General features: G+C 62.7%; 24 protein-coding genes and 1 pseudogene. 16 read left to right on the plus strand and 9 right to left on the minus strand.

Features of this window, described 5'->3' with window-relative positions:
• The first annotated feature begins 193 nt into the window (after positions 1-193).
• The 9 genes and pseudogenes from gap to ASF84_RS24965 all read left to right on the plus strand — a co-directional run bounded on the left by gap (position 194) and on the right by ASF84_RS24965 (position 9,781).
• The gene (gap, locus tag ASF84_RS24925) at positions 194-1,195 is read left to right on the plus strand and encodes a type I glyceraldehyde-3-phosphate dehydrogenase (protein ID WP_056841573.1); all 1,002 of its coding nucleotides are present in this window, start codon (positions 194-196) and stop codon (positions 1,193-1,195) included.
• A 110-nt stretch (positions 1,196-1,305) separates the two neighbouring features.
• Positions 1,306-1,775, plus strand: a pseudogene (locus ASF84_RS24930) (YbaN family protein).
• A gap of 58 nt (positions 1,776-1,833) precedes the next feature.
• Complete coding sequence (locus ASF84_RS24935; protein ID WP_056841575.1) at positions 1,834-2,190, plus strand: DUF5064 family protein; 357 nt, start codon at positions 1,834-1,836, stop codon at positions 2,188-2,190.
• Positions 2,191-2,320: 130 nt separating this feature from the next.
• Complete coding sequence (locus ASF84_RS24940) at positions 2,321-3,829, plus strand: sigma-54-dependent transcriptional regulator (RefSeq protein ID WP_056841576.1); 1,509 nt, start codon at positions 2,321-2,323, stop codon at positions 3,827-3,829.
• Positions 3,830-4,106: 277 nt separating this feature from the next.
• Positions 4,107-4,490: a glycine cleavage system protein GcvH gene (gene gcvH, locus ASF84_RS24945; protein ID WP_056841577.1), complete on the plus strand. Its 384-nt coding sequence runs from the start codon at positions 4,107-4,109 to the stop codon at positions 4,488-4,490.
• Positions 4,491-4,500: 10 nt separating this feature from the next.
• The gene (gene gcvP, locus ASF84_RS24950; protein WP_056841797.1) at positions 4,501-7,365 is read left to right on the plus strand and encodes an aminomethyl-transferring glycine dehydrogenase; all 2,865 of its coding nucleotides are present in this window, start codon (positions 4,501-4,503) and stop codon (positions 7,363-7,365) included.
• A 92-nt stretch (positions 7,366-7,457) separates the two neighbouring features.
• Positions 7,458-8,582, plus strand: coding sequence for a glycine cleavage system aminomethyltransferase GcvT (gene gcvT / locus ASF84_RS24955; RefSeq protein WP_056841578.1), 1,125 nt, complete (start codon positions 7,458-7,460; stop codon positions 8,580-8,582).
• Positions 8,583-8,984: 402 nt separating this feature from the next.
• Positions 8,985-9,197: a cold-shock protein gene (locus ASF84_RS24960; RefSeq protein ID WP_056841579.1), complete on the plus strand. Its 213-nt coding sequence runs from the start codon at positions 8,985-8,987 to the stop codon at positions 9,195-9,197.
• Between the two features lie 98 nt (positions 9,198-9,295).
• Positions 9,296-9,781, plus strand: a complete 486-nt coding sequence (locus ASF84_RS24965) for an RDD family protein (protein WP_056841580.1) — start codon at positions 9,296-9,298, stop codon at positions 9,779-9,781.
• 117 nt (positions 9,782-9,898) lie between these two features.
• Here ASF84_RS24965 and lptG read toward each other — a convergent pair whose 3' ends face one another.
• Together lptG and lptF are read right to left on the minus strand one after the other, a co-directional pair.
• A complete protein-coding gene (gene lptG / locus ASF84_RS24970) occupies positions 9,899-10,960 on the minus strand; it encodes an LPS export ABC transporter permease LptG (protein ID WP_056841581.1) in 1,062 nt (353 codons plus the stop codon).
• Positions 10,947-12,074: an LPS export ABC transporter permease LptF gene (lptF, locus tag ASF84_RS24975; RefSeq protein ID WP_056841582.1), complete on the minus strand. Its 1,128-nt coding sequence runs from the start codon at positions 12,072-12,074 to the stop codon at positions 10,947-10,949. Before lptF ends, lptG begins: the two co-directional genes overlap by 14 nt.
• Positions 12,075-12,394: 320 nt before the next feature.
• Between lptF and ASF84_RS24980 the strand changes: the two genes are divergently transcribed.
• From ASF84_RS24980 to ASF84_RS24990, 3 genes are read left to right on the plus strand one after another with little or no spacing between them, the layout of a single operon-like run.
• Positions 12,395-13,885, plus strand: a complete 1,491-nt coding sequence (locus ASF84_RS24980) for a leucyl aminopeptidase (RefSeq protein ID WP_056841583.1) — start codon at positions 12,395-12,397, stop codon at positions 13,883-13,885.
• 49 nt (positions 13,886-13,934) lie between these two features.
• Positions 13,935-14,363 carry a DNA polymerase III subunit chi gene (locus tag ASF84_RS24985; RefSeq protein ID WP_056841584.1) on the plus strand — a complete coding sequence of 143 codons (429 nt, stop codon included), beginning with the start codon at positions 13,935-13,937 and terminating at the stop codon, positions 14,361-14,363.
• Between the two features lie 7 nt (positions 14,364-14,370).
• A complete protein-coding gene (locus tag ASF84_RS24990) occupies positions 14,371-14,784 on the plus strand; it encodes a hypothetical protein (RefSeq protein WP_056841798.1) in 414 nt (137 codons plus the stop codon).
• 44 nt (positions 14,785-14,828) lie between these two features.
• On the opposite strand, the gene ASF84_RS24995 is transcribed toward ASF84_RS24990, so the two are convergent.
• A complete protein-coding gene (locus ASF84_RS24995) occupies positions 14,829-15,902 on the minus strand; it encodes an RHS repeat-associated core domain-containing protein (RefSeq protein WP_056841585.1) in 1,074 nt (357 codons plus the stop codon).
• A 176-nt stretch (positions 15,903-16,078) separates the two neighbouring features.
• Between ASF84_RS24995 and ASF84_RS25000 the strand changes: the two genes are divergently transcribed.
• Both ASF84_RS25000 and rlmF read left to right on the plus strand, forming a co-directional pair.
• Positions 16,079-18,925, plus strand: coding sequence for a valine--tRNA ligase (locus tag ASF84_RS25000; RefSeq protein ID WP_056841586.1), 2,847 nt, complete (start codon positions 16,079-16,081; stop codon positions 18,923-18,925).
• Positions 18,926-19,000: 75 nt separating this feature from the next.
• Positions 19,001-20,011, plus strand: a complete 1,011-nt coding sequence (rlmF, locus tag ASF84_RS25005) for a 23S rRNA (adenine(1618)-N(6))-methyltransferase RlmF (RefSeq protein ID WP_056841587.1) — start codon at positions 19,001-19,003, stop codon at positions 20,009-20,011.
• Between the two features lie 71 nt (positions 20,012-20,082).
• On the opposite strand, the gene ASF84_RS25010 is transcribed toward rlmF, so the two are convergent.
• Positions 20,083-20,364 (minus strand): HU family DNA-binding protein, encoded by a 282-nt coding sequence (locus ASF84_RS25010; RefSeq protein ID WP_056841588.1) that lies wholly within the window; start codon positions 20,362-20,364, stop codon positions 20,083-20,085.
• 363 nt (positions 20,365-20,727) lie between these two features.
• Between ASF84_RS25010 and yejK the strand changes: the two genes are divergently transcribed.
• A complete protein-coding gene (gene yejK, locus ASF84_RS25015) occupies positions 20,728-21,729 on the plus strand; it encodes a nucleoid-associated protein YejK (RefSeq protein WP_056841589.1) in 1,002 nt (333 codons plus the stop codon).
• Positions 21,730-21,733: 4 nt separating this feature from the next.
• The gene (locus tag ASF84_RS25020) at positions 21,734-22,084 is read left to right on the plus strand and encodes a glutaredoxin family protein (protein WP_056841590.1); all 351 of its coding nucleotides are present in this window, start codon (positions 21,734-21,736) and stop codon (positions 22,082-22,084) included.
• A 240-nt stretch (positions 22,085-22,324) separates the two neighbouring features.
• Here ASF84_RS25020 and ASF84_RS25025 read toward each other — a convergent pair whose 3' ends face one another.
• From ASF84_RS25025 to ASF84_RS25045, 5 genes are all read right to left on the minus strand, one after another.
• Complete coding sequence (locus ASF84_RS25025; protein ID WP_056841591.1) at positions 22,325-23,257, minus strand: glutathione S-transferase family protein; 933 nt, start codon at positions 23,255-23,257, stop codon at positions 22,325-22,327.
• 67 nt (positions 23,258-23,324) lie between these two features.
• Positions 23,325-23,642, minus strand: a complete 318-nt coding sequence (locus ASF84_RS25030; RefSeq protein ID WP_056841592.1) for a GIY-YIG nuclease family protein — start codon at positions 23,640-23,642, stop codon at positions 23,325-23,327.
• Entirely contained in the window at positions 23,635-24,126 is a 492-nt protein-coding gene (locus ASF84_RS25035) for a nuclear transport factor 2 family protein (protein ID WP_056841593.1), read from the minus strand. The genes ASF84_RS25030 and ASF84_RS25035 overlap by 8 nt, the downstream gene beginning before the upstream one ends.
• A 98-nt stretch (positions 24,127-24,224) precedes the next feature.
• Positions 24,225-25,475, minus strand: a complete 1,251-nt coding sequence (locus ASF84_RS25040; RefSeq protein WP_082481832.1) for an MFS transporter — start codon at positions 25,473-25,475, stop codon at positions 24,225-24,227.
• Between the two features lie 505 nt (positions 25,476-25,980).
• Positions 25,981-26,745 carry an amino acid ABC transporter ATP-binding protein gene (locus ASF84_RS25045; protein WP_056841594.1) on the minus strand — a complete coding sequence of 255 codons (765 nt, stop codon included), beginning with the start codon at positions 26,743-26,745 and terminating at the stop codon, positions 25,981-25,983.
• Between the last annotated feature and the right edge of the window lie 10 nt (positions 26,746-26,755).

The raw sequence follows: 26,755 nt of genomic DNA on the forward strand, positions 1-26,755 counted from the left end.
TCACCCGTAAAGGCACTGAACGATCAGGGTCATCAACCTGTATTGAAACCATGTGACCTTGATCAAAACGTCAGGACTTTCAGGATTGTATTTGTAGGTTTAAGAAAATATTGCCACTAAAAAGGCTTGTTTTCTATTTTTATGAGAATAATCTTGTAATTCCAACAACAAATTTTTTACCGAGGACGGCTGTATGACGCTTCGCATCGCAATCAACGGTTTCGGCCGCATCGGCCGCAATGTCCTGCGCGCACTCTATACCCAAGGGTATAGGCAAGACCTGCAGGTCGTCGCCATCAACGACCTGGGCGACAGTGAGATGAACGCGCACCTGCTGCGCTTCGACACGGTGCACGGGCCGTTCGACGGCAGCGTCGAGTGCGACAGCGAGAGCCTGACCGTCAACGGTGACCGCATTGCCGTCAGCGCCATCCGCAACCCGGCCGACCTGCCGTGGAAGGCCCAGCAGGTCGATGTGGTGTTCGAATGCACCGGGCTGTTCACCAGCCGCGAGAAGGCCGCTGCCCACCTGGTGGCCGGCGCTGGCAAGGTGATCATCTCCGCCCCGGCCAGCGGTGCCGATGCCACGGTGGTGTATGGCGTCAACCATGACATCCTGCGCGCTTCGCACCAGATCATTTCCAACGCGTCGTGCACCACCAACTGCCTGGCGCCGGTGGCCCAGGTGCTGCATCGCGAACTGGGCATCGAAAGCGGGCTGATGACCACCATCCACGCCTACACCAACGACCAGAACCTGATCGACGTCTACCACACCGACCCGTACCGCGCCCGCTCGGCCACCCAGTCGATGATCCCGAGCAAGACCGGAGCCGCCGAAGCGGTCGGCCTGGTGCTGCCGGAACTGGCCGGCAAGCTGACCGGCATGGCCGTGCGCGTGCCGGTGATCAACGTGTCGCTGGTCGACCTCACCGTGCAGCTCAAGCGTGAAGCCACGGCCGACGAGGTCAATGCCTTGATGAAACAGGCCAGCCAGCATTCCAGGGTACTGGGCTACAACCAACTGCCGCTGGTTTCCCATGACTTCAACCACAACCCGCTGTCGTCGATCTTCGACGCCAACCACACCAAGGTCAGCGGCAAGCTGCTCAAGGTGCTGGCCTGGTACGACAACGAATGGGCGTTCTCCAACCGCATGCTGGACAACTGCCTGGCACTGCACCGCGCGGCCTGACGTCGCTCGGTAACGGCAAGCAATCCGCCTCAGGCAGCAATAAAGAGTGGTGTGAACCTCGCGGTCAGGTTCACATTACCTGGCTCTTTCTTGCAGCTTGTTGCTTGTAGCTGGCCGCTCGCCTGTTAAGCTGGCCGTGCTTTCGATCCCCTCAAGCATGGCCATGACCTACAGACCACCCGGCTCACGACTCTCTCGCCTGCTCTATGGCCTGCTCGCCTACACGAGCCTGGGCATTGGCATCGCTGCGATTTTCATTCCCGGCCTGCCGACCACCGAGTTCATTCTACTGGCGGCCTGGGCGGCCACGCGCAGCTCGCCGCGGCTCAATGCCTGGCTGGAAAACCACCGGGTGTTCGGGCCGATGCTCTACAACTGGCGCAATGGCCGGCGGGTGGCGCGCAAGGCCAAGATCAGCGCGACGGTGAGCATGCTGGTGTGCGCCATTGTCATGCTCAGCCTGTTCCACCATATCTGGTGGCTGTACCTGGCGCTGGCCGGCATGGCCCTGGGCAATCTGTGGCTGTGGTCACGCCCCGAGCCCGAAAGCGCGCCCGCCTTGACCGACGACAAGGGCTGAACCGGCGCAACGTGGCAGGGTCTATCCGCACACACCCTCATTTGCTGGAGTGCTTCCCATGTTCGAGCCCGGCCATCTGCACATCACGCATAGCGCACTGCAAAAAACCGATCACAGCTTCGATATTCACATTCGCTACCAACGCACCGAAGACCCGGCGCATGGCACCGGCATGAACTTCGACATGCAGGGCGAAATCGACGGCAAGGCTTTCAGCGACAGCTTCCAGCTGCCCCGCGACCTGGCTTTCAACTTTGCCCACGATGCCAGCCGTATCGCCATCAAGCACGGCCTGCCCAATACCGCAGGACTGCCCCTTGCCCAGCACAAGGACTACGACCGCATGTTCGAGGACATCCGCGAGCAACTGGACGCCAGGTCCGGCGAACCGATAAAGCCCGAACACCTGGTGTAGGACCGGCTTCAGCCGGGAACGCCCCCACCGCGACTGAAACGCCTGGCCGCCTTGCGAAGAACGGCCCGGCGCGCAGCTTCAGCGGCCATGAGGCATACTGGCGACCTCTTTCCAGACCTGTCTCTTCACCATGCGCATCCATGTCTGCTTCATCGACCGCGTCGGTATCACCCAAGAAGTGCTGGCGATACTCGGCAGCCGCAACCTGAACCTCGATGCCGTGGAGATGGTGCCGCCGAACGTGTATATCGATGCGCCGACCCTGAGTCCCAGGATGCTCGAAGAGCTCAAGGATGCGCTGTTCCGGGTGCGCGGCGTGGTGGCGATCACCGTGGTCGACATTCTCCCCGGCCAGCGCCGGCACCTGCAACTCGATGCCTTGCTGGCGGCCATGACCGACCCGGTGCTGGCGCTGGACAGTGCAGGCCTGGTGCTGCTGGCCAACCCGGCGCTGGTGGCCTTGATCGGCCGGGAGCCGGCCGGGGAACCGGTGGGCGAGCTTCTGGCCGACCCGGACTTGCAGACCACCTTGCTGGACAACGGCTTTCGCCTGCCGCTGCGCGAGATCACCCTTGACGGCCAGCCGCTGTTGCTCGAAGCCACCCCGATCACCGAGGCCGGTGCGCTGCTGACCCTCTATCCGCCGAGCCGGATCGGCGAGCGCCTGTCGGCGCTGCACCACGACCACGCCGAAGGCTTCGATGCCTTGCTGGGCGAATCGCCCGCCATCAATACCCTCAAGGTCCGCGCCCAGCGCATCGCTACCCTGGACGCCCCGCTGCTGATTCGTGGCGAGACCGGCACCGGCAAGGAACTGGTCGCCCGCGCCTGTCACACCAGTAGTGCCCGGCATGGTGAGCCGTTCCTGGCTCTCAACTGCGCCGCCCTGCCCGAAAGCCTGGCCGAGAGCGAACTGTTCGGCTATGCGCCCGGGGCCTTTACCGGCGCCCAGCGCGGCGGCAAGCCAGGGCTGATGGAAATGGCCGACAAGGGCACGGTGTTTCTCGACGAAATCGGCGAAATGTCGCCGTACCTGCAAGCCAAGCTGCTGCGCTTTCTCAACGATGGCAGCTTTCGCCGGGTGGGGGGTGAGCGCGAAGTGAAGGTCAATGTGCGCATCATCAGCGCCACCCACCGCGACCTGGAAAAGATGGTCGCTGAGGGCAGCTTTCGTGAAGACCTGTTCTACCGCCTCAATGTGCTCAACCTGTCGGTGCCGCCCCTGCGCGAGCGCGGCCAGGACATCATGCTGCTGGCACGGTTTTTCATGCAGCAGGCCTGCACACAGATCCAGCGCCCGCTGTGCCATCTGGCACCCGGCACCCATGCCAGCCTGTTGAGCTACCGCTGGCCGGGTAATGTACGCCAGTTGCAGAACGTGATCTTCCGCGCCGCCGCCGTCAGCGAAGGCACCCAGGTGGGGGTTGCCGACCTGGACATTGCCGGCACCGCCCTGGCGCGCCAGCCCAATGACGTGGTCGACAGCCTGGAGCAGGCGGTCGAGGACTTCGAGCGCGACCTGCTGACACGGCTGTATGCCAAGCACCCTTCGACCCGCCTGCTGGCCGCTCGCCTGCACACCTCACACACGGCCATTGCCCATCGCTTGCGCAAGTATGGCATCGGCGCAAAGCCCTGATCGCCGCGCACGCCATTTCATGTAGCGATTTCGTTCCATCGTAACGATTTCACTACAAGCCACTGTGCAAGGCGCCCTGCAAGGCTTTGCCACCCAGGTGGCGAATACCCCCCTGGATTACCGTAGCGAATTCGTTACACACGTCACTTTCACAAAAGCCGGAAAACCCTGCAACCACCTGATAAATAAAGGGAAAAATGGACTTGGCCACAAACTTGCTAAGGACTTTGCATACGGCGCGCCCTGGCGGCCCATCCCGATCCCCTGAGGAGTCTTTATGAGCGAGTTGCGATTCACCGTGGAACACGAATGGCTGAAAGCCGAAGCCGATGGCAGCTACACCGTCGGCATCACGCCTTACGCCCAGAACTCGCTCGGTGATGTGGTGTTTGTCCAGCTTCCCGAATTACAGGCCTACACTCAACACGCCGAAGTATCGGTCGTGGAATCGGTAAAAGCCGCCAGCAGCCTGTACATGCCCCTTGAAGGCGAAGTGGTCGAGGTCAACAACGCCCTGGCCGACACGCCTGAGCTGGTCAACGAGGATGCGCTGGGCGCCGGCTGGTTTTTCCGCTTCGTACCCGCCGACGCCGGTGCCATCGCCACCTTGCTCGATCAGGACGCCTATGACCGCCTGATCCAAGCCAATGACCAAGCCTGAGGAGCGCGCCATGACCGATCGTATCGAGCTTGATACCGCCAATGAATTCATCGCCCGGCACATCGGCCCGCGTGCGGCGGACGAACACGCCATGCTGCAGACCCTGGGCTTCGATTCGCTCGACACCCTGACCGCCAGCGTCATCCCTGAAAGCATCAAGGGCACCAGCGTGCTCGGCCTGTCGGCCGGACAAAGCGAAGCCGACGCCCTGGCTTCGATCAAGGCCATCGCCAGCCAGAACCAGCTGTTCAAGAGCTACATCGGCCAGGGCTACTACAACACCCACACCCCGGCGCCGATCCTGCGCAACCTGCTGGAAAACCCGGCCTGGTACACCGCCTACACGCCGTATCAACCAGAAATCTCCCAGGGCCGCCTCGAGGCGCTGCTGAATTTCCAGACCCTGATCAGCGACCTGACCGGCCTGCCGATTGCCAACGCCTCGTTGCTCGACGAGGCCACTGCCGCCGCCGAAGCCATGACCTTCTGCAAGCGCCTGAGCAAGAACAAGGGCAGCCAGCAGTTCTTCGCCTCGGCCCATTGCCACCCGCAGACCCTGGATGTGCTGCGCACCCGCGCAGAGCCGCTGGGTATCGAGGTGGTGGTGGCCGATGAAGCCGAGCTGGGCGATGTCAGCGACTACTTCGGCGCCCTGCTGCAATACCCGGCCAGCAACGGCGACGTGTTCGACTATGCCGAGCTGATCGAGCGCTTCCATGGCGCCCATGCACTGGTGGCTGTGGCCGCCGACCTGCTGGCCCTGACCCTGCTCACACCACCGGGCGAATTCGGTGCCGACGTGGCCATCGGCACCGCGCAGCGCTTTGGCGTGCCGCTGGGCTTTGGCGGCCCGCATGCCGCCTATTTCTCGACCCGCGATGCGTTCAAGCGCGACATGCCGGGCCGCCTGGTCGGCGTGTCGGTCGACCGCCATGGCAAGCAGGCCCTGCGCCTGGCCATGCAGACCCGCGAACAGCACATCCGCCGCGAGAAGGCCACCAGCAACATCTGCACCGCCCAGGTGCTGCTGGCCAACATCGCCAGCATGTACGCCGTGTACCACGGCCCTGAAGGCCTGACCCGCATCGCCCAACGCACCCATCGCCTGACCGCTATCTTCGCCGAAGGCCTGCGCCTGCTGGGCCTGAAGGCCGAGCAGGCATTCTTCTTCGACAGCCTGACCCTGGCCACCGGCAGCCGCACCGCCGAACTGCATGCCAGGGCCCGCGCCCACCAGATCAACCTGCGGGTCATCGACGACGAGCGCCTCGGGGTGTCGTTCGACGAGACCACCTCGCCCGATGCCATCAAGGCCCTGTGGGCCGTGCTGGTCAGCGACGGCCAGGACCTGCCGGACTTCGAGGCCCTGGCCACCGGCACACCCTCGCGCTTGCCGCACGGCCTGCTGCGCCAGTCGGCGATCCTGGAACACCCGGTGTTCAACCGCTATCACTCCGAAACCGAGCTGATGCGCTACCTGCGCAAGCTGGCCGACAAGGACCTGGCGCTGGACCGCAGCATGATCCCGCTGGGCTCGTGCACCATGAAGCTCAATGCCGCCAGCGAAATGATCCCGGTGACCTGGGCCGAGTTCGGCAACCTGCACCCGTTCGCCCCTGCCGGGCAAAGCGCAGGCTACCAGTTGCTGACCGAAGAACTGGAAGCGATGCTGTGCGCCGCCACCGGCTATGACGCCGTGTCGCTGCAGCCCAACGCCGGCTCCCAGGGCGAGTACGCGGGCCTGCTGGCCATTCGCGCCTACCACCAGAGCCGTGGCGACACGCACCGCGACGTGTGCCTGATCCCGTCCTCGGCGCACGGCACCAACCCGGCCACCGCGCAGATGGCCGGCATGCGTGTGGTGGTCACTGCCTGCGATGCCCGTGGCAACGTCGACATCGACGACCTGCGCGCCAAGGCCCTGCAGCACAGCGAGCAACTGGCCGCGTTGATGATCACCTACCCGTCGACCCACGGCGTGTTCGAGGAAGGCATTCGCGAAATCTGCGCCATCGTCCATGACAACGGCGGCCAGGTGTATATCGACGGCGCCAACATGAACGCCATGGTCGGCCTGTGCGCACCGGGCAAGTTCGGCGGCGACGTCTCGCACCTCAACCTGCACAAGACCTTCTGCATCCCCCACGGCGGTGGCGGTCCGGGCGTCGGCCCGATCGGCGTCAAGTCGCACCTGGCGCCCTTCCTGCCCGGCCATCGCAACATGGACCGCCAGGAAGGCGCGGTGTGCGCGGCGCCATTCGGCAGCGCCAGCATCCTGCCAATCACTTGGATGTATATCCGCATGATGGGCGGCGAAGGTCTCAAGCGCGCCTCGCAGATCGCGATCCTCAATGCCAACTACATTGCCCGGCGCCTCGAAGAGCATTACCCGGTGCTCTACAGCGGCAGCAACGGCCTGGTGGCCCACGAGTGCATCCTGGACCTGCGCCCGCTCAAGGACAGCAGCGGCATCACCGTCGATGACGTGGCCAAGCGCCTGATCGACTTTGGCTTCCACGCCCCGACCATGTCCTTCCCGGTGGCCGGCACGCTGATGATCGAGCCGACCGAGAGTGAAGCCAAGGAAGAGCTGGACCGCTTCTGCGAGGCCATGATCACCATCCGTGAAGAAATCCGCGCGGTGGAAAACGGCACGCTGGACAAGGACGACAACCCGCTCAAGAACGCCCCGCACACCGCTGCCGAACTGGCCGGCCACTGGGAACACCCGTACAGCCGCGAACAGGCGGTCTATCCGGTGGCCTCGCTGGTCGAGGGCAAGTACTGGCCGCCGGTGGGTCGTGTCGACAACGTGTATGGCGACCGCAACCTGGTATGCGCCTGCCCGTCCATCGAGAGCTATCAGCAGGCTTGATCGCTGCCTGATCCCCCTCTTGCCAGGTCCGCCCCGATGCCGGGGCCGGGCCTCTCGTACATCTCGTACGCCTTATGTCCAAGGAATCGACCATGTCTGACGAATCTTTGCAGGTTACACCGCTGCACGCCCTGCACCGCGAACTGGGGGCCAGGATGGTGCCGTTCGCCGGTTACGACATGCCTGTGCAATACCCGCTCGGGGTCATGAAGGAACACCTGCACACCCGTGCCCAGGCCGGACTGTTCGATGTCTCGCACATGGGCCAGATCCTGCTCAGCGGTCCCGATGCGGCCAGCGCCCTGGAAACCCTGGTGCCGGTGGACATCATCGACCTGCCGGTGGGCATGCAGCGCTATGCGCTGTTCACCAACGCCGAGGGCGGCATCCTTGATGACCTGATGGTGGCCAGGCTTGGCGACGAGCAGTGGTTGCTGGTGGTCAACGCCGCCTGCAAGGACCAGGACCTGGCGCACCTGTGTCAGCACCTGGCCGGGCAGTGCAAGATCGAATCGCTGTTCGCAGAGCGCGCCCTGCTCGCCCTGCAAGGTCCCCAGGCCGCTGCAGTGCTGACCCGGCTGGCGCCGAGCGTGGCCGGCATGACCTTCATGCAGTTCGCCCGTGTATCGATCCAGGGCAGCGACTGCTTCGTCAGCCGCTCCGGCTACACCGGTGAAGACGGCTTCGAAATTTCCGTGCCGGCCGCCGAGGCCGATGCCCTGGCGCGGCGCCTGCTGGCAGAGCCGGAAGTCGAGGCCATCGGCCTGGGTGCCCGTGACTCGTTGCGTCTGGAAGCAGGCCTGTGCCTGTATGGCCATGACATGAATGGTGACACTTCTCCTGTGGAAGCGAGCCTGCTCTGGGCCATTTCCAAGGCCCGTCGCGTCGACGGCGCGCGAGCCGGTGGCTTCCCGGGCGCCGAACGCATTTTCGCCCGGCAGCAGGAGGGCACTCAACGTAAACGGGTCGGCCTGTTGCCACAGGAAAGAACGCCTGTGCGTGAAGGGGCAGTGATCGTCGATGAGCACGACCACCCTGTCGGCGAAGTCACCAGCGGTGGCTTCGGACCAAGCCTGGGCGGCCCCTTGGCGATGGGTTATGTAGAGAGCCGTTTCAGTGCGCTGGACAGCGAGGTCTTTGCGCTGGTCAGGGGCAAGAAAGTCCCCCTGCGAGTCAGCAAAATGCCTTTCGTGGCACCGCGTTACTTCCGGGGCTGACGACCGACGTCAATATTCCGCCTGATGGCAAAAAAACAGCGTGGTCGGTCTTTTTTCATCAGGCGGCAATGCGGTCTCGATCGCCTGACACACTGCACTGACAAAGTGCACGGGCAGGCCGGCGCCGGGATAAACCCTTGCGCCATGAACAATCATTGGGCATTGCTCAACCCCTTTGAAATAGGGGCTCTGCGGGGCTTGTTTTTGTAACGAGAGTTGGCGTAGAGTTCTCGAACTGTGTTTGCAAAGGTCGCTGAATCGGGACCTGGGCAGTAGCTCTAAGTATCGCTACATCCCGCTCTACGTTTCTTACTTCCTGCAACCAGCCCCAGTACTTTTTCGACTTCCATTAACCCGTCGAAAGAGTCTGTCATTAAATTCAAGCGTCAAGGAAATAAGAACATGTCTCAACGTCAGAGCGGTACCGTCAAGTGGTTCAACGACGAAAAAGGTTTTGGTTTTATCACTCCTGAAAGCGGTCCGGATCTGTTCGTGCACTTCCGCGCGATTCAGGGCAACGGCTTCAAGAGCCTGAAAGAAGGCCAGAAAGTGACTTTCGTCGCTGTTCAAGGCCAGAAAGGCCTGCAGGCTGACGAAGTACAAGCCGAAGCCTGATCACTGCGTGATCGCCGAAAGCCCCTGATATTCAGTTATCAGGGGCTTTTTTGTGGGCGTCATGTCGCGCCACCGGCCTGATTCAACGAGGCTCCGCCATGCCCACACACCTGCTCCAGCCGCAAGGTGCCTTTGCCCCCGCCCCGCTGTTGCGACGCCTGGCCGCTGCCGGCTATGACCTGCTGCTGTGCCTGGCGATCCTGATCGTCACGGCTTTTATCTATAAATTGATCTGGATGGTCTTTGTCGGTCAGGCGCGCCTGCGCCAGTTGAGCGATTCAGGCGCCATGGATGGCGACCCGGTGCTGTCGACGTTGCTGTTGCTGGCGGCCTTTGCCTTTTATGGCGGGTTCTGGACCCGCAGCGGCCAGACGCTGGGCATGCAAGCCTGGGGCGTAAGGGTGCAGAACGCCGATGGCAGCGCCATCAGCCTGACTCAGGCGCTGCTGCGCTTCATGGTCGCCATCGCTTCGGCGTTGTGCTTTGGCGCGGGATTCTTCTGGAGCCTGTACGACCGACAGGGTCGCACCTGGCACGACCGGTATTCCAACAGCGTGCTGGTGCGCTTGCCTGCTCGCGGCTGAAGCGAAGCGCCGCTGATCAAACACAACGCATGATTGGCGTGCCCGTAGGAGCGACCAACGGTCGCGAAAAGACCCGCAGTGGGGCATTCGCGACCGTTGGTCGCTCCAACAGATTCCTTACCCGGCCCGGCGCAGCAGCAGCACTCCGGCCACGGCACAGATGCCGGCCGGCACCAGCACGGCGAACAGTGGCGAGAAGCCGAACACCAGGCTCGAAGGCCCCAGCAGGTCCTGGGCGATGCGGAAGATGAAGCCCACCAGAACGCCGGTGAATACGCGCTGGCCCAGGGTCACCGAACGCAGCGGGCCGAAGATGAACGAAATGGCCATCAGCACCAGCGCCACGGTCACCAACGGCTGCAGCACCTTGGTCCAGAACGCCAGCCAGTAGCGGCCGTTGTTCAGGCCCTGGTCACCCAGGTAATGGGCATAGCTCCACAGGCCGGTGATCGACAACGATTCCGGCGGCATGATCACCGTGCTCAGCAACTGCGGGCTCAGGGAGACGTCCCAGCGCTCGGTCGGTGTCTTGACGATATCGGTCTGGCCATTGCGGAAATGCGTGGTCGTGATATCGCTCAGCTCCCAGTAATCCTGCTGGTAGTTGGCCTGCCGGGCAAAGCTGGAAGTCAGCATGTGGCGCTGCTCGTCGAAACGGTAGCGGGTCACGCCGTACATCAGCCCGTTGGGCTGCACGCTGTTGATATGGATGAACTCATCACCCTGGCGGTGCCACAGGCCATGCTTGGCGCTTTGTGACTCGCCGGTGCCCTGGGCCAGCGAGCGGTCGGCCTGGCCCTTGTTCTCCGCGGCCGGCGCCACGTACTCGCCCACCAGCACACCGACCAGCATCAGCACCAGCATCGGCTTCATCACCGCCCAGACAATGCGGCCGATGGACACGCCGGCGGCGCGCATGATGGTCAGCTCGCTGCTGCTGGCCAGGCTGCCCAGGCCGATCAGGCAGCCGATCAGTGCGGCCATCGGCAGCATTTCGTAGACCCGGCGCGGGGCGGTAAGCAGCACGAAGGCGCCGGCGTCCATCAACGTGTAGCTGTCGCTGATGTCGCCCATCTCGTCGATCAGCGCAAACAGCGACGCCAGCCCGAGGATGATGCCCAGCACGGCCAGGATCGCCACGAAGACGCTCTTGCCGATGTAGCGATCAAGCATTCCCATGAGCCACCTCCCCTGCGCTGCGGCGAGCCGCCCGCTTCAGGCGCAGCGGCTCCCAGTACAGCAGCAGCAGGCCGATCGCCAGGAACAGCCCATGAACCCACCACATGCCCAGGGCCATGGGCAGCTTGCCCTTCTCCAGGGCGCCGCGCACGGCAATCAGAATCGTCAGGTAGGCCATGTACAGAAGAATCGCCGGCAAGAGTTTCAGATAACGGCCCTGGCGCGGGTTGACCCGCGACAGGGGCACGGCCATCAGGGTCACGATGAACACCAGGATCGGCAGCGACATGCGCCAGTGCAGTTCGGCCTGGTAACGCGGGGTGTCGTTGCCGAACAGCTCGGCGGTGGGGATCGCATCGCGCTCGGTGACTTCGGCGCTGATTTCAGGCTTGGGCAGCAGGGCACCGTAGGTGTCGTACTGGATGGCCCGGTAATTGGCCTCGCCCGGGTTGCCGTCGTAGCGATAGCCGTTTTCCAGCACCAAGAAGCGGCTGCCGTCGGGACGCACTTCCTGGCGGCCCTTCTCGGCGACCAGCACGGTGATGCCGCTCTCCTTGCTCTTGTCGCCGGACAGGCGCCGCTCGGAAATGAAGATGCCGCCCAGTTGGGTACGGTCTTCGGACAATTGCTGGGTGTAGGTCACGCGGGTACCGTCACGCAGCGCCTGGAAACGTCCGGGCACCAGGGTGTCGAACTCGGTCAGCGAATCCTGCTTGTTGATCAGCACCGAGAACTGCGCAGCCCCCTGCGGTGCCAGGCTGAAACTCAGCCAGGCCACCAGCAGGGCGATCAGCGCCGCCGGCGCCAGGGTAATGGCCAGCAGGCGCTGCTGGCTCATGCCGGTGGCCGCCAGCACGGTCATCTCGCTTTCCAGGTACAGCCGGCCGTACGCCAGCAGGATGCCGAGAAACAGCCCCAGCGGCAGGATCAGTTGCAGAAAGCCCGGCAGGCGAAAGCCCATGATCAGGAACAGTACGCCAGGGTCGAGCGCACCCGAGGCCGCCTGGGCCAGGTACTTGATGAAGCGCCCGCTCATGATGATGACCAGCAGCACGGCGCTGACCGCACTCAATGTGACCAGCACTTCCCGGGACAGATAACGAAAGACAATCAAACCAGACACTCCAGGTTTGCCAGGCGCACTTGGCCGGACAAGGGAAAAGACGAGCCACGGTACAGGCGAAAAAGATGCGGCATTATCCTGTGATTGACTGCTTCTGTCACTGCGCGGCCCGGATAGTTCTCACATCCATGTCCTACAGCACTCGATCGGGGTTGTCAGCCGTTGCCGCACAGGGTCAAACTGCGGGTCGACTTCAATCCAGGCCTGTGCAAATGCAGTCGCTTGCATATGCCTGGAACCCGCCCGGCCCTGCCGCGCGCTGATCCTTCATTCATGCAATTGCAAAGCTCACAGTCATTCGGGGACCCTACATGGAATTGGTTGTTAAAAGCGTCAGCCCAGAAACCTTGAAAACCGCCACCCTGATCCTGGCCGTCGGCGAAGGCCGCACGCTGGGTGCAGCGGCCAAAAGCGTCGATACCCTGAGCGGCGGCGCCCTGACAGCGGTGCTCAAGCGTGGCGACCTGGCCGGCAAGGTCGGCCAGAGCCTGCTGCTGCACAGCCTGCCCAACCTCAAGGCCGAACGCGTGCTGCTGGTGGGCGTGGGCAAGGACGAAGAGCTGTCTGATCGCCAGTTCAAGAAAGTCATCGCGGGCATCCTGTCCAGCCTCAAGGGCCTGGGTGGCAGCGATGCGGCCATCGCGCTGGACGAAGTACGGGTCAAGCAGCGTGAAACCTATGGCAAGACCCGCCTGCTGGCCGAGACCCTGCTCGACGGCGAATACGTCTTCGACCAGTTCAAGACCACCAAGGCACCGGTTTCGGCCCTGAAGAAAATCACCCTGCTGACCGCCAAGGCCAGCACCGCCGAAGTCGAAAGCGCCGTCACTCACGCCCGTGGCATCGCCACCGGCATGGCCCTGACCCGCGACCTGGGCAACCTGCCGCCGAACATCTGCCACCCCACCTACCTGGGCGAACAGGCCAAGGCGCTGGGCAAGGCGCACAAGAACCTCAAGGTCGAGGTGCACGACGAGAAGAAACTCAAGGAACTGGGCATGGGCTCGTTCCTGGCCGTGGCCCAGGGCAGCGCCCAGCCACCGCGCCTGATCGTCATGCAGTATCAGGGCGGCAAAAAGAGCGAGAAGCCTTACGTGCTGGTCGGCAAGGGCATCACCTTCGACACCGGCGGCATCAGCATCAAGCCGGCCGCCGGCATGGACGAAATGAAATTCGACATGTGCGGCGCGGCCAGTGTGTTCGGCACCCTGCGTGCGGTGCTGGAGCTGCAATTACCGATCAACCTGGTGTGCATCATCGCCGCCGCCGAGAACATGCCCAGCGGCACCGCAACCCGCCCGGGCGATATTGTCACCACCATGAACGGCCTGACGGTCGAGATCCTCAACACCGACGCCGAAGGCCGCCTGGTCCTGTGCGATGCCCTGACCTATGCCGAGCGCTTCAAGCCACAGGCGGTGATCGACATCGCCACCCTGACCGGCGCCTGCGTCGTGGCCCTGGGCGCCCATACCTCGGGCCTGCTGGGCAACAACGATGCGCTGATCAACCAGTTGCTCGACGCCGGCAAGCAAGCCGACGACCGCGCCTGGCAACTGCCGTTGTTCGACGAATACCAGGAGCAACTGGACAGCCCGTTCGCCGACCTCGGCAACATCGGCGGCCCGAAGGCCGGCACCATCACGGCGGCGTGCTTCCTGTCGCGCTTCACCAAGGCCTATGACTGGGCGCACCTGGACATCGCCGGCACCGCCTGGCTCAGCGGCGGCAAGGACAAGGGCGCCACGGGCCGTCCGGTGCCGTTGCTGACCCAGTACCTGCTCGACCGCGCCGGAGCCTGACCGCGCACTGCGCCTTGCCTGGCCGGCAAGGCGCAGCCGGTAACCGCCTATGACCCAGATCGACTTCTATATCCTGCCCAGCCCCACCCTCGAGGCGCGGCTGGACTTTGCCTGCAAGCTCACCGAGAAAGCCTGGCGCCTCGGCCACCGGGTCTACCTGCATTGCAGCGACGCCGCCCAGCGTGCCGACCTCGACGCCCGGCTGTGGCGCTTCAAGGGTGAAAGCTTCGTGCCGCACGGCGATGCCGAAACCGACGCACACGCCCCTGTGGTGTTGGGCCTGGGCGATGATCCGGGCGCGCATCAGGATCTGCTGATCAACCTCGACCTACGCATCGCCCCTTTTTTCAAGCGTTTTGCCCGCGTGGCCGAAGTGGTGACCGAAGAACCGACGATCCGCCTGGCGGCCCGCGAGAGCTTCCGGGAATACCGCAAACAAGGCTATGCTCCGCAAGATCACCGACTACAGCGTCTTTGAGCACACGATGGACACTTCAAAAAAAGCAGAATCGGCACACCTGTTGAACGACCTTGAATCGATCCGCAGGCTGCTGGAAGATGAAAACCTGCAACCGCCGCTGTTGACCGAAACGGTGCTCAGCGACACGCAGATCCCGATGCTGTCCGACAAGGTCGAACGCTCGCCACAACCGGCTCCGGCGCCCGCACCGGTTGCCCAGCTCGCACCACCGCCCGTGGCTGCTGCACCGGCACCGGCAAAACCTGCAGCGCCCAGTGTCGATGCCCTCCTGCACCTGGACACCGAACTGCGCTCGGCCGCGCAACTGATCATGCAGGATGTGATCAACGACTTTGCGCCGCATATCGAGACCGAGATCAAGCGGCGGCTTGAGGCGCGGCTTGAAAGAATCATCGCGGCTTCAGGCAACAAGCTTTAAGCCACCCCCGTCATGCTGCCTGAACATGAACTGATAGTCGCGACTCAACGATTCAGGTTGAAGCGGATCGCACGGATATCGGATTTCAAATTCTCTTGAGCCACCCTCAACTGGTAATGCTCAGAAAAGGAATCGTTGTAGGTTTTTTTTACTGCCGCAATGTCACCCAAGGTGCCAGGGGATCCTGCGTTTATCTGCATGGCATCCTGGATATAACGATCGAATTTAAGAACGTCTGCACCTTTACCCGCAACACGTTCAATGATTGATTGCATGCGAGCTTCAGCATTCCTGACCTTGAGAGCCGCTTCAGTTTTTCGATGTTGTGCAAGCCGCTCAAATGCGGCTTTATACCCATCGTGACGCCTGAGTGCATGGGGTAAAACATTGTGTGTCCAACCTTGTAAATGCCGTTTTACTTGCGCAAGCGCCCCTGAATTATTGATATCAAGGTCGGGGATTTTCGACAGCCCCATCACGCGATCATTCAGGCGCACCGACACGTACCTCAAATTGCTTACATCGGACATGGAAAGCGACTTGAATATGTTTGAAAGCACCACGTCTGGCAGGTCATACAGCGCCAGGGACACATGTCCTTCTGGATCACGCCGGTTAACCGGATTCCCCAGGCAATACGCATACGCATTCAGCCCACCCCGCCCAAACGGACTCAGACTGTCCGGCTGGTTAAAACGCATCAACACCGGATTGAACGCACGATAACCATTGCCCAGCCAGTAATGCCCGGTCAACGGATCAGGACGCTCTCCGTTAAAACCCAGAAACGTATTTGCCGGCGGCCGATGCCCATAAGGGCTGTAGCCGAACGGCTGTGAACCGTGCCCATCCAGCGCCTGCAACACACTGTCTTGCACGTCAGTGCCAAGTAAAACCACCTGACCCACCGAACCATCAACATGCTGCTCGGCCAGTAACCGGTCCTGAACACGGACTACGCGCCGGTGCAGCGCGCCTTGTATCTCGACGCTCAAGCGGCTTCTTTGATAGAACGGCCATACCGGCGCCTGTGCCTCTATTGCGGTACTGGCCAGACGGTCCAGCGCGTCATAGCGATACTGACAGTAAGCAGTCATGGTAGAAGCAAGAGTGCTCATGGTGCAGCCTCGGTAAACATGCTCATGCACCGCATGATCCCCCCTCGCCTGTCGGCCGCCAACTAACAGATCTGCGAGGTCCGCCGAACCTGTCGCGTGGCACTTATGGCTTGTCGCAGGTCGGCAGGGCTATACTTGCCGGTTTCCGAATCAATGTCACAGGGTTCCCGCCGCGCATGGACAAGACTTACCAGCCGCACGCCATCGAAACTTCCTGGTACCAGACCTGGGAGTCCGAGAACTACTTCGCTCCGCAAGGCGCAGGTGACTCGTACACCATCATGATTCCGCCACCAAACGTGACCGGCAGCCTGCACATGGGCCACGGCTTCAACAACGCGATCATGGACGCCCTGATCCGTTTCCGGCGCATGCAAGGTCGCAATACCCTGTGGCAACCGGGCACCGACCACGCCGGCATCGCCACCCAGATGCTGGTCGAGCGTCGCATCGAGGCCCAGGGCCTGAGCCGCCATGACCTGGGCCGCGAGCAGTTCCTGGACAAGGTCTGGGAATGGAAGGCCGAGTCCGGTGGCAATATCAGTCGCCAGATTCGCCGCCTGGGCTCCTCGGTGGACTGGAGCCGCGAGCGCTTCACGATGGACGACGGCATGTCGGCCGCCGTGCAGGAAGCCTTCGTGCGCCTGCACGAAGACGGCCTGATCTATCGCGGCAAGCGCCTGGTCAACTGGGACACCAAGCTGCACACGGCCATTTCTGACCTGGAAGTCGAGAACCACGACGAGAAAGGCCACCTGTGGAACCTGCGCTACCCGCTGGCTGACGGCGCCACCACCGCCGAAGGCAATGGCTACCTGGTCGTGGCCACCACCCGCCCGGAAACCATGCTCGGTGATGCGGCCGTGGCCGTGAACCCTGAAGATGAACGCTACAAGGCCCTGATCGGCAAATTCGTCGAGCTGCCGCTGGTGGGTCGCCGCATTCCGATCATCGCCGATGACTACTGCGACCCCGAGTTCGGCACCGGCTGCGTGAAGATCACCCCGGCCCACGACTTCAACGACTATGAAGTCGGCAAGCGCCACAACCTGCCACTGCTCAATATCTTCGACAAGAACGCTGCCGTGCTGCCGGCCGCCCAGGTGTTCAACCTCGACGGCACGCTCAATACAGACGTCGACGGTCAATGGCCGGCCGAGTACGCCGGCCTGGACCGTTTCGAGGCACGCAAGCGCATCGTCGCCGCGTTCGACGCCGCCGGCCTGCTGGTCAGCGTGGACGACCACGCCCTGAAAGTGCCGAAGGGCGACCGCTCCGGCACCATCATCGAGCCGTGGCTGACCGACCAGTGGTACGTGTCGACCAAGCCGCTGGCCGAGCCTGCCATTGCCGCGGTCGAAGACGGCCGTATCGCCTTCGTGCCCAAGCAATACGAAAACATGTACTTCTCGTGGATGCGCGACATCCAGGACTGGTGCATCAGCCGTCAGCTGTGGTGGGGCCACCGCATCCCGGCCTGGTACGACGCCTCGGGCAAGGTCTATGTCGGTCGCGACGAAGCCGAAGTGCGCGCCAAGCACAACCTGGGCAGCGACGTGGCGTTGCAACAGGACAATGACGTACTGGACACCTGGTTCAGCTCGGGCCTGTGGACCTTCTCCACCCTGGGCTGGCCGGAAAAGACCGAAGCGCTCAAGACCTTCCACTCCACCGACGTGCTGGTCACCGGCTTCGACATCATTTTCTTCTGGGTCGCCCGGATGATCATGCTCACCATGCACCTGGTGAAAAATGAAGACGGCACCCCGCAAGTGCCGTTCAAGACCGTGTACGTGCACGGCCTGGTCCGCGACGGCCAGGGCCAGAAAATGTCCAAGTCCAAGGGCAATGTCCTGGACCCGCTGGACATCGTCGACGGCATCGACCTGGAAACCCTGGTGCAGAAACGCACCACCGGCCTGCTGCAACCGCAACTGGCCAAGAAGATCGAGAAACAGACCCGCCAGGAGTTCGCCGAAGGCATCGCCAGCTACGGCACCGACGCCCTGCGCTTTACGTTCTGCTCGCTGGCCTCCACCGGCCGCGACATCAAGTTCGACATGGGCCGCGTCGAAGGCTATCGCAATTTCTGCAACAAAATCTGGAACGCCGCCCGCTACGTGCTGGACAAGGGCGAGGACTGCGGCCAGAACGGCGAAGCCTATGAGCTGTCGCTGCCGGATCGCTGGATCATCTCGCAGCTGCAACGCACCGAAGCCGAAGTGACCCGCCAACTGGACCAGTTCCGCTTCGACCTGGCCGCCCAGGCCCTGTACGAGTTCATCTGGAACCAGTACTGCGACTGGTACCTGGAGCTGTCCAAGCCGGTGCTGTGGGACGAGAACGCTCCGGTCGAGCGCCAGCGCGGCACCCGTCGCACCCTGGTGCGCGTGCTGGAAGTCGCCCTGCGCCTGGCTCACCCGTTCATGCCGTTCATCACCGAGGAAATCTGGCAGCGCCTGGCGCCGCTGGCCGGTGCCGAAGGCAAGACCATCATGCTGCAACCGTGGCCGGTGGCCAACGAAGCCCGTATCGATGAAGCCGCCGAAGGCGATATCGAATGGCTCAAGGGCCTGATGCTGGCGGTACGCAACATTCGTGGCGAAATGAACATCGGCCCAGGCAAGCCGCTGCAACTGTTCCTCAACAACGCCAGTGCCGAAGACGTGCGCCGCCTGGGCGACAACGAGCACCTGCTCAAGAAGCTGGCCAAACTCGAATCGATCACCGTCCTGGCGCCGGGTGCCGAGGCGCCGCTGTCGGCCACCGGCCTGGTGGGCGAGATGCAAGTGCTGGTGCCGATGGCCGGCCTGATCGACAAGGGCGCGGAACTGGCACGCCTGGACAAGGAAATCCAGCGCCTGCAAGGCGAAGTGCAGCGCGTGGGCGGCAAGCTGTCCAACGCCGCCTTCGTCGACAAGGCGCCGCCTGAGGTGATCGCCAAGGAACGCGCCAAGCTGACTGAAGCCGAACAGGCGCTGGGCAAGCTGGCCGAGCAACACGCCCGCATCAGCAGCCTCTGAAGCGGCGTTACGATCAGCCAGCCCGTTCGCGGGCTGGCTTTTTTATGCACGTACCAATTGCCATCGGATACGGCCATGACCGACACGCCCAAGCCTGCACGCAAGAAACCCCAACGCCCGGCCAAGCCGGCCGCGCCTAAAGAAAAAGCCACCCTGCACCCGCGCAACCGCCACCAGGGTCGCTATGACTTCCCGGCGCTGATCAAAAGCAGCCCGGAGCTGGCCGAATTCGTCATCCTCAACCCCTATGGCAAGCAGAGCATCGACTTTGCCAACCCACAAGCGGTACGGGTGTTCAACCGGGCGCTGCTCAAGGCGCACTACCGCATCAAACACTGGGACATCCCGGCCGACTACCTGTGTCCACCGATTCCGGGACGCGCCGACTACCTGCACTTTCTCGCCGATCTGCTGGCCGAGCATAACCAGCAGGTGATTCCACGCGGTGCCGCGGTCAAGGTGCTGGACGTCGGCACTGGCGCCAACTGCATCTACCCGCTGCTGGGGCATGCCGACTACGGCTGGCACTTCTTGGGTTCGGAGATCGACGCCAAGGCCCTGGCGGCCGCCACCACCATCGTCAAGGCCAACGGTCTGGACAAGGCCATCAGCCTGCGCCAGCAAGGCAACCGCCAGCACATCCTGCACGGCCTGCTCGACAGTACCGAACGCTTTGACCTGAGCCTGTGCAACCCACCCTTCCATGCCTCGCTGGACGAAGCCACGCGCGGCAGCCAGCGCAAATGGCGGGCCCTGGGCAAGGCCGACCCCAAGCGCAAACTGCCGGTGCTCAATTTCGGCGGCCAGGCGCAGGAACTGTGGTGCGAGGGTGGAGAGATCGGCTTTGTCACCCGCCTGATCGACGAAAGCGCGCAACTGCCTGAGCAAGTGCTGTGGTTCAGCACCTTGGTGTCCAAGGCTGCGAACCTGCCCGAGATCCAGCAACGCCTGAAAAAGAGCGGCGCCTTCGAGGTGCGAGTGGTAGAGATGGGCCAGGGGCAGAAGCAGAGCCGCTTTGTCGCCTGGACCTTTCATGATGCCGCCGAGCAGGCTGCGTGGCGCGCCGGGCGCTGGATCCAGGCCTGAGGGCCGGACAGCAGGCATAAAAAAACCGTGTCGGGTGAACCCGTACACGGCTTTTTCAAGCAAGCGTGAGCTTACTTGTTGATCGAGTCGGTCAGCACTTTGGCTGGAACGAACTTGACCACTTTCTTGGCAGCGATTTCGATGGCAGCGCCAGTCGAAGGGTTGCGGCCGGTACGCGCTGGACGCTCGGTGACTTTCAGCTTGCCAATACCTGGCAGGGTGATTTCAGCGCCGTTTTCCAGTTGATCAGCAACGATCTGGCCCAATTGCTCCAGGGCGCTACGCGCGGTGGATTTCGGCGCGTCGATAGCTTCTGCGATATCGGCGATCAACTGGTCTTTGGTAAGAGCCATGTAGTGTTCCTTCCCTATAAAATTCATATGGATTGCAGAGTGCAACGTCGGCCATTGGCAGCCACGATCAATCGCGAAGTTGTAGATACTGAAACCATGATTTGGTTCGCCAGCACGCGCACAAACTGCATGCCTGACGCGCTGGAGTGCGCAGGACCGCGCAAAACTAGCACAGAGCCGGGCAAATATCCGCCTCTGCCTATCCTTTTGGTCAGGTTTTGCGGACTTTGGCGCAAAAAAAGCGATTGAAAATCGCTGGTTGGACGAAAAACAGCCGCATCGGCCATTCGCGCCGACCCTGCGGTACACTGGCGGCCTTGCCACGAGCCGCACCGCTCTTCACTTTCACGAGCCGAGAAATCCATGCCGATCCGTCATTGCATCGTCCACCTGATCGACAAGAAACCCGACGGCACGCCTGCAGTGCTGCATGCGCGCGACAGCGAACTGGCCGAATCCGCTGCCATCGAAAACCTGCTGGCCGACCTCAACGAAAGCTACAACGCCAAACAGGGCAAAGCCTGGGGGCTGTTTCATCCCGAGTCCGGGGCCTACCCGTTCAGCGGCTGGCTGAAAGAGTACCTGGAGACCAGCAAGGACTTCACCGCCTTTACCCGCACCGCGGTCGAGCACCTGCAAAAGCTGATGGAAGAATCCAACCTGTCAGTCGGCGGCCACGTGCTGTTCGCCCACTACCAACAAGGCATGACCGAGTACCTGGCCATTGCCTTGCTGCACCACAGCGAAGGCGTGGCGGTGACCGACTCGCTCGATGTCACCCCGTCGCGGCATCTGGACCTGGGCCAGTTGCACCTGGCGGCGCGCATCAATATCTCCGAGTGGCAGAACAACAAGCAGTCTAAACAGTACATCTCGTTCATCAAGGGCAAGAACGGCAAGAAGGTCTCGGAGTACTTCCGTGACTTCATCGGCTGCCAGGAAGGCGTCGACGGCCCCGGCGAAACCCGCACGCTGCTCAAGGCCTTCAGCGACTTCGTCGAAAGCGAAGACCTGCCCGAAGAAGCCACCCGCGAAAAGACCAAGGCCCTGGTGAGCTATGCCACCAGCCAGAGCAAGCTGGGCGAGCCCATCGCCCTGGACGAGCTGTCCGAACTGATCGACGAGGAACGCCCCAAGGCGTTCTACGACCATATCCGCAACAAGGACTACGGCCTGTCGCCGGAGATCCCGGCCGACAAACGCACCCTGAGCCAGTTCCGCCGCTTCACCGGCCGTGCCGAGGGCCTGTCGATCAGCTTTGAAGCCCATCTGTTGGGTGACAAGGTCGAGTACGACGAGGAAGCCGGCACCCTGATCATCAAGGGCCTGCCCACCCAGCTCACCGACCAGTTGAAACGACGCTGAACCGATGCTGCAACGGACCCTCAAGAAGGTCGCGCTGATTCTGCTGGTGGTGGTCATCTACCAGAACCGGGGGCAGATCGAGCACTTCATCAACCCGCCCACGGCCCAGCAGGCGCAGCGCTACAGCCAGGCGCGGGTGGTGATGTACTCGACCAGTTGGTGCGGCTACTGCAAGCAGGCACGGCGCCTGCTCGACAGCAAAGGGATTGCCTTCAAAGAATACGACATCGAAACCAGCGCCGAAGGCCGCCAGGCCTATGAAGCACTGGGCGGGCGTGGCATCCCGCTGCTCGATGTCAACGGCACCCTGCTGCGCGACTTTTCCGACCAGCAAATCGAAGCGGCATTGCAGTGACCTGGCGCGCAGCCAACACTTGCCCGATGCAGGAGCGCGCCCTTCAAACGCAAAATAAATTATCGATTTTATTAAGTTTAAAATTCACTACTTGTGGGAGGCGGCTTGCCGGCGATTAAGCGCGAAGCGCTCGCAGAAATCGCTGCAAATTTATGACTGCTGCACAGCCGGTCGCGGTGGTCCGGCATTCCGGTAAACGCGCGCCTACACAAGCCCCATGTTTGCTGCGCGACAACGCGTCTAGCGCTTCTCGATCCTGAACCCCAGCCGCGGGAAGTGCACATGCACGGTGCCTGCGCGATCATCTTCGCGGCGCAGGATCAGTTCTTCAGTGCCGGCATGCACCAGTTGCCCTTCCACCCCGTCCACACCGTAATCAACAGCAGAAATCATGACCTGATCACCCGCCTTGAAACCGTTGGGATCGTTGAATTCTTCAGTCGGCAATTCAATAGGGGTGGTATTGAAAGCAGCCTGAATGGCGTCTTCTGCGCTCATGGGGCTGGCGGCACCGTGGCCAAACCCTTCGACGCGCTTGAGCCATGCCACCACGGCCGGGTATTTATCCACCGCCGGTGCCGTCACCGGGGTCTGGCGCAGGAACCACATGGGGTGAGCCACGGCGAAGTCGGCAATCGATGGTTCGCCAAACAGGTAGTCGCCATGACGCTGCAGCTGTTGCTCAAGGCGCGCCATGAAGGTCGGCCACTGGTGCAACGACTGCTGCAAGGGCAGTCGCGAGGCTGCGCCACCGGCAAACAGCGCAGCGCGGTCGGCCTTGAAGGCTTCTACCGCTTCAGGTGACAGCTTGGCGAACCGCAGGGCGATCGACTCGGGCTGGAACACCTGGCTGACCGCGTGCTGGAACAGGGTCGCATCGGCCCAGGCGGCCAGGGCGGTGACGGCAAATTCCTGGCCTTCGGGGTAGAACGCCGGCGAGGCTTTTTCCTGTTCCAGGCGCCGGGCGATCAGCGCGGTGTCACAGTAGATGTCTGCGCCCACCTGCAGCACCGGGGTCTTGCGGTAACCGCCGGTCAGCGCGGTCAGGTCGGGCTTGGGCATGACCGCCGGGATGAATACCGAACGCCACGACAGGCCCTTGTAGCCCAGCATCAGGCGGGCTTTTTCAGCGAAGGGCGAGGCCGGGTAATGGTGCAGGATCAGCTCGGACATGGATCGATTCCTTGCGTGGAAAAGTCCTGAGCTTAGCGCGTGCACAACAGCCGCGCCTACCGCGATCTCAGTACGCCTCTGCTGCGGTCCCGGAAATGGCCAAAAGCCCCGCAGAGTCGGCCAAGGCTTCCTTGGCACGCTTGCGCAGCTTCTTGATCAGCCGCTCGTGGCGCAACGCCTCGCCTTTGCTCGGCCAGGCTTCCACGTACACCAGTGCCACCGCCGGGCTGGAGTGGAAATAGCGCGCGCCCTTGCCGCTCTGGTGCATGAGAAACCGGCGATAAGGGTCGTTGCTGATGCCGCAGTACAACGAGCCGTTGGCCGCGCGCACCAGATAGACGTACCAGGGTTTTGCCGGCACGTCCTCGGGCGTGACCTCAGCCACGCCGTTTCTCGCCAAACGCCTTGAGGCCCTTGTGCGCCTGGGCACGAATGGCGTTCTGCACCAGGGGCGACCAGCCCAGCAACAGGCCCTTGAAGCCCAGTGCCTGGCGTGACCAGCGCCACAGGTCGAAATGGTCGTGGTGTTCGCAGATCTTGCCGTCGCGCAGCACAAAGCGCGCCTGAATGGCGTTGACCACGGTGCGTCCGGTCTGGCTGAACAGATAAGTCGCCACCCAGTGCGCGCTGCCGGTGCGGTCGTCGGCACGGACCTGATCAAAGGTTACCGAGAAGTTCTGGGCACGGGCGGTGAGCATGCGCCACATGTCGCCGGCCTGGGCGCCGCGCAGGGTGCCGAACACCGGGTCGCTGAACAGCACATCCTCGCTGTAGCACTCGGCCATGGCCTCGGCATCGAGGCGCTGGAAAGCCTCGTAGAAACGGCTGATCACGGCACTGTTGAGCTGGCTTTGTTCTTCGTAGTCCATGCGGGCAGACGTCCTGGCGGAAAGGTGGCTGCACGATAAGCGGCAAACGGCCTGCTTGCCAACTGCCTCATGCAGCCCTTGCGGCTCAGGACTGTTGCTCAGGGCGTATCGCGGGTGACCTGAACCTGCCGCGCCCGTCCCGCTCCAAGACCGGCGATGACCGCACCCAGGCCCAGCAGGCCGAAAATCCAGCCGATCGGCCCCCAGGTGCCGGTGACGTCATGCACCACACCTACGGCAAACGGCCCGATAGAGGCGACCGTGTAGCCGATGCCCTGGGCCATGCCCGACAGGTTCGAGGCCACGTGCGAGTCGCTGGAGCGCAGCACGATCAGCGCCAGGGCCAGGCTGAAAGTCCCGCCCTGGCCAATACCCAGAATGATCGCCCAGCCCCACAAGCCTTCGACCGGGGCATACAGGCAACCGAACAGGCCGGTCAGGGTCATGCCCATGACCACCACGATCGCCAGGCGCTGATCCTTGCCACGGGTGGCCAGCCAGGGCGCGCTCAAGGCGCTGATGAGCTGGCAGATGATCGAACCGGACAGCAGCAGGCCGGCCTCGGTCGGCTCCAGGCCGCGACCGATCAGGATCGAGGGCAGCCAGCCAAACACGATGTACGACAGCGACGATTGCAGGCCCATGTACAGGGTCACTTGCCAGGCCAGCGGATCACGCAGCAGGCCGCGCACACGTACTTGTGTGCGCTGCGTATCGTGGGACGGACGCGCCTGTGGCCACCAGAACAGCGCCGCCAGCAAGGCTGGAACTGCCCAGAACGCCAGGCTGGCATCCCAGCGGTCGCCGAACAGCTGACTCAGCGGCACGCTGGCCCCGGCTGCCAGGGCCGCGCCCAGGCACAACGCCATGGTGTAGACCCCGGTCATCGCGCCGGCCTGGGCCGCAAAGTCGCGCTTGACGATACCGGGCAACAACACGCCGATCACGCCGATACTGGCTCCGGCCAGCAGGCTGCCGGCAAACAGCCCGACAGTGCCCAGGGTGCTGCGCAGGCCGATGCCCAGCGCCAGGACGAACAGAATGCCCAGCACCACCCGCTCACTGCCAAAGCGTCGGGCCAGCCAGGGTGCCAACGGTGCAAACAGCCCCAGGCACAGCACTGGCAGGGTGGTCAACAGGCCGGCTTGCGCTGCCGAAAGCCCCAGCGCCCTCGAGACGTCATTGAGCAGCGGCGCCACGCTCGACAGCGCCGGACGCAGATTGATGGCCACCAGCACCAGGCCCAGCAGCAACAGCCAGGTACGCAGGCGCGCCGGTGCAGGGCCATCCGGGGAGTGGATCAAGGTGTCATTGGAAGGTGAAGGGTCGCGCGGTGCCTTGGCAGTCATTGGGTCCTCAGGTATCAGGTATCGCCCTCGTCGCAGGGAGGGCCGAATATCCTGTTGGAGACGCCCGGGGATTACAAGGTTCAGCCTGCTGCAAGCGAGTGGCGTGGACCTCACGTATTCGTGCCAGTCAGTCAAGACGGGGTTCGCCCATGCCGGCTTGAAACGCAATCGAATGTGGGAGGGGGCTCTGCCCGCGATCGGCTGTACCCGCCAGACCGAGGTGTTCCTGCGGGCCGGGGTAGCCTGTGATAGAGGTTGCGACCCTCTTCGGGCCGGGCCACTTTGTCTTGGCAAAGTGGCGCAAACCGTTTGCTCCTGATTCCGGCCCCTTCGGGGTTCCCTCCTTCCGGCATTACTCAGGGGGCCGCCGCTTATGGGCCGTCCCTGCCTGATCGATCGTTTCCGAAAGCGGCAAAGTACCCCTGCCGAAAATGAAAATGCCAGTCAGCTTGACTGACTGGCATTAGACACAAGGCCTGATTATTTCTTTAAAGCAGCAACCCGATCAATGAATGATCTGGCTGAGGAACAGCCGGGTGCGGTCGCTTTGCGGATTGTCGAAGAAGTCGTTTGGCGCGGCCTGCTCGACGATTTCGCCCTTGTCCATGAAGATCACGCGGTTGGCCACGGTACGGGCAAAGCCCATTTCGTGGGTCACGCACAGCATGGTCATGCCCTCTTCAGCCAGGCTGACCATGGTGTCGAGCACTTCCTTGACCATTTCCGGGTCCAGGGCCGAGGTCGGCTCGTCGAACAGCATGATCTTGGGCTTCATGCACAGCGCACGGGCAATCGCCACCCGCTGCTGCTGGCCACCAGACAGCTGGCCTGGGTACTTGTTGGCCTGCTCCGGAATGCGCACACGTTCCAGGTAGTGCATGGCGATTTCTTCGGCCTGCTTCTTCGGCATCTTGCGCACCCACATGGGCGCCAGGGTGCAGTTCTGCAGAATGGTCAGGTGCGGGAACAGGTTGAAGTGCTGGAACACCATGCCCACTTCACGGCGGATGGTCTCGATCTGCCGCAGGTCGGAGGTCAGCTCGGTGCCATCGACAATGATGCGCCCCTGCTGGTGCTCTTCCAGGCGGTTGATGCAACGGATGGTGGTCGATTTGCCCGAGCCCGAAGGCCCGCACAGCACGATACGCTCACCCTGACGCACGTTGAGGTTGATGTCCTTGAGCACATGGAACTGGCCGTACCACTTGTGTACGCCTTCCAGACGGATCATGCCTTCGGCGCCCAGCGGCTTTTTGACTGCTTCACTCATCACGAAACTC

It is taken from the genome of Pseudomonas sp. Leaf127 (assembly GCF_001423155.1).
Lineage (GTDB): Bacteria > Pseudomonadota > Gammaproteobacteria > Pseudomonadales > Pseudomonadaceae > Aquipseudomonas > Aquipseudomonas ovata.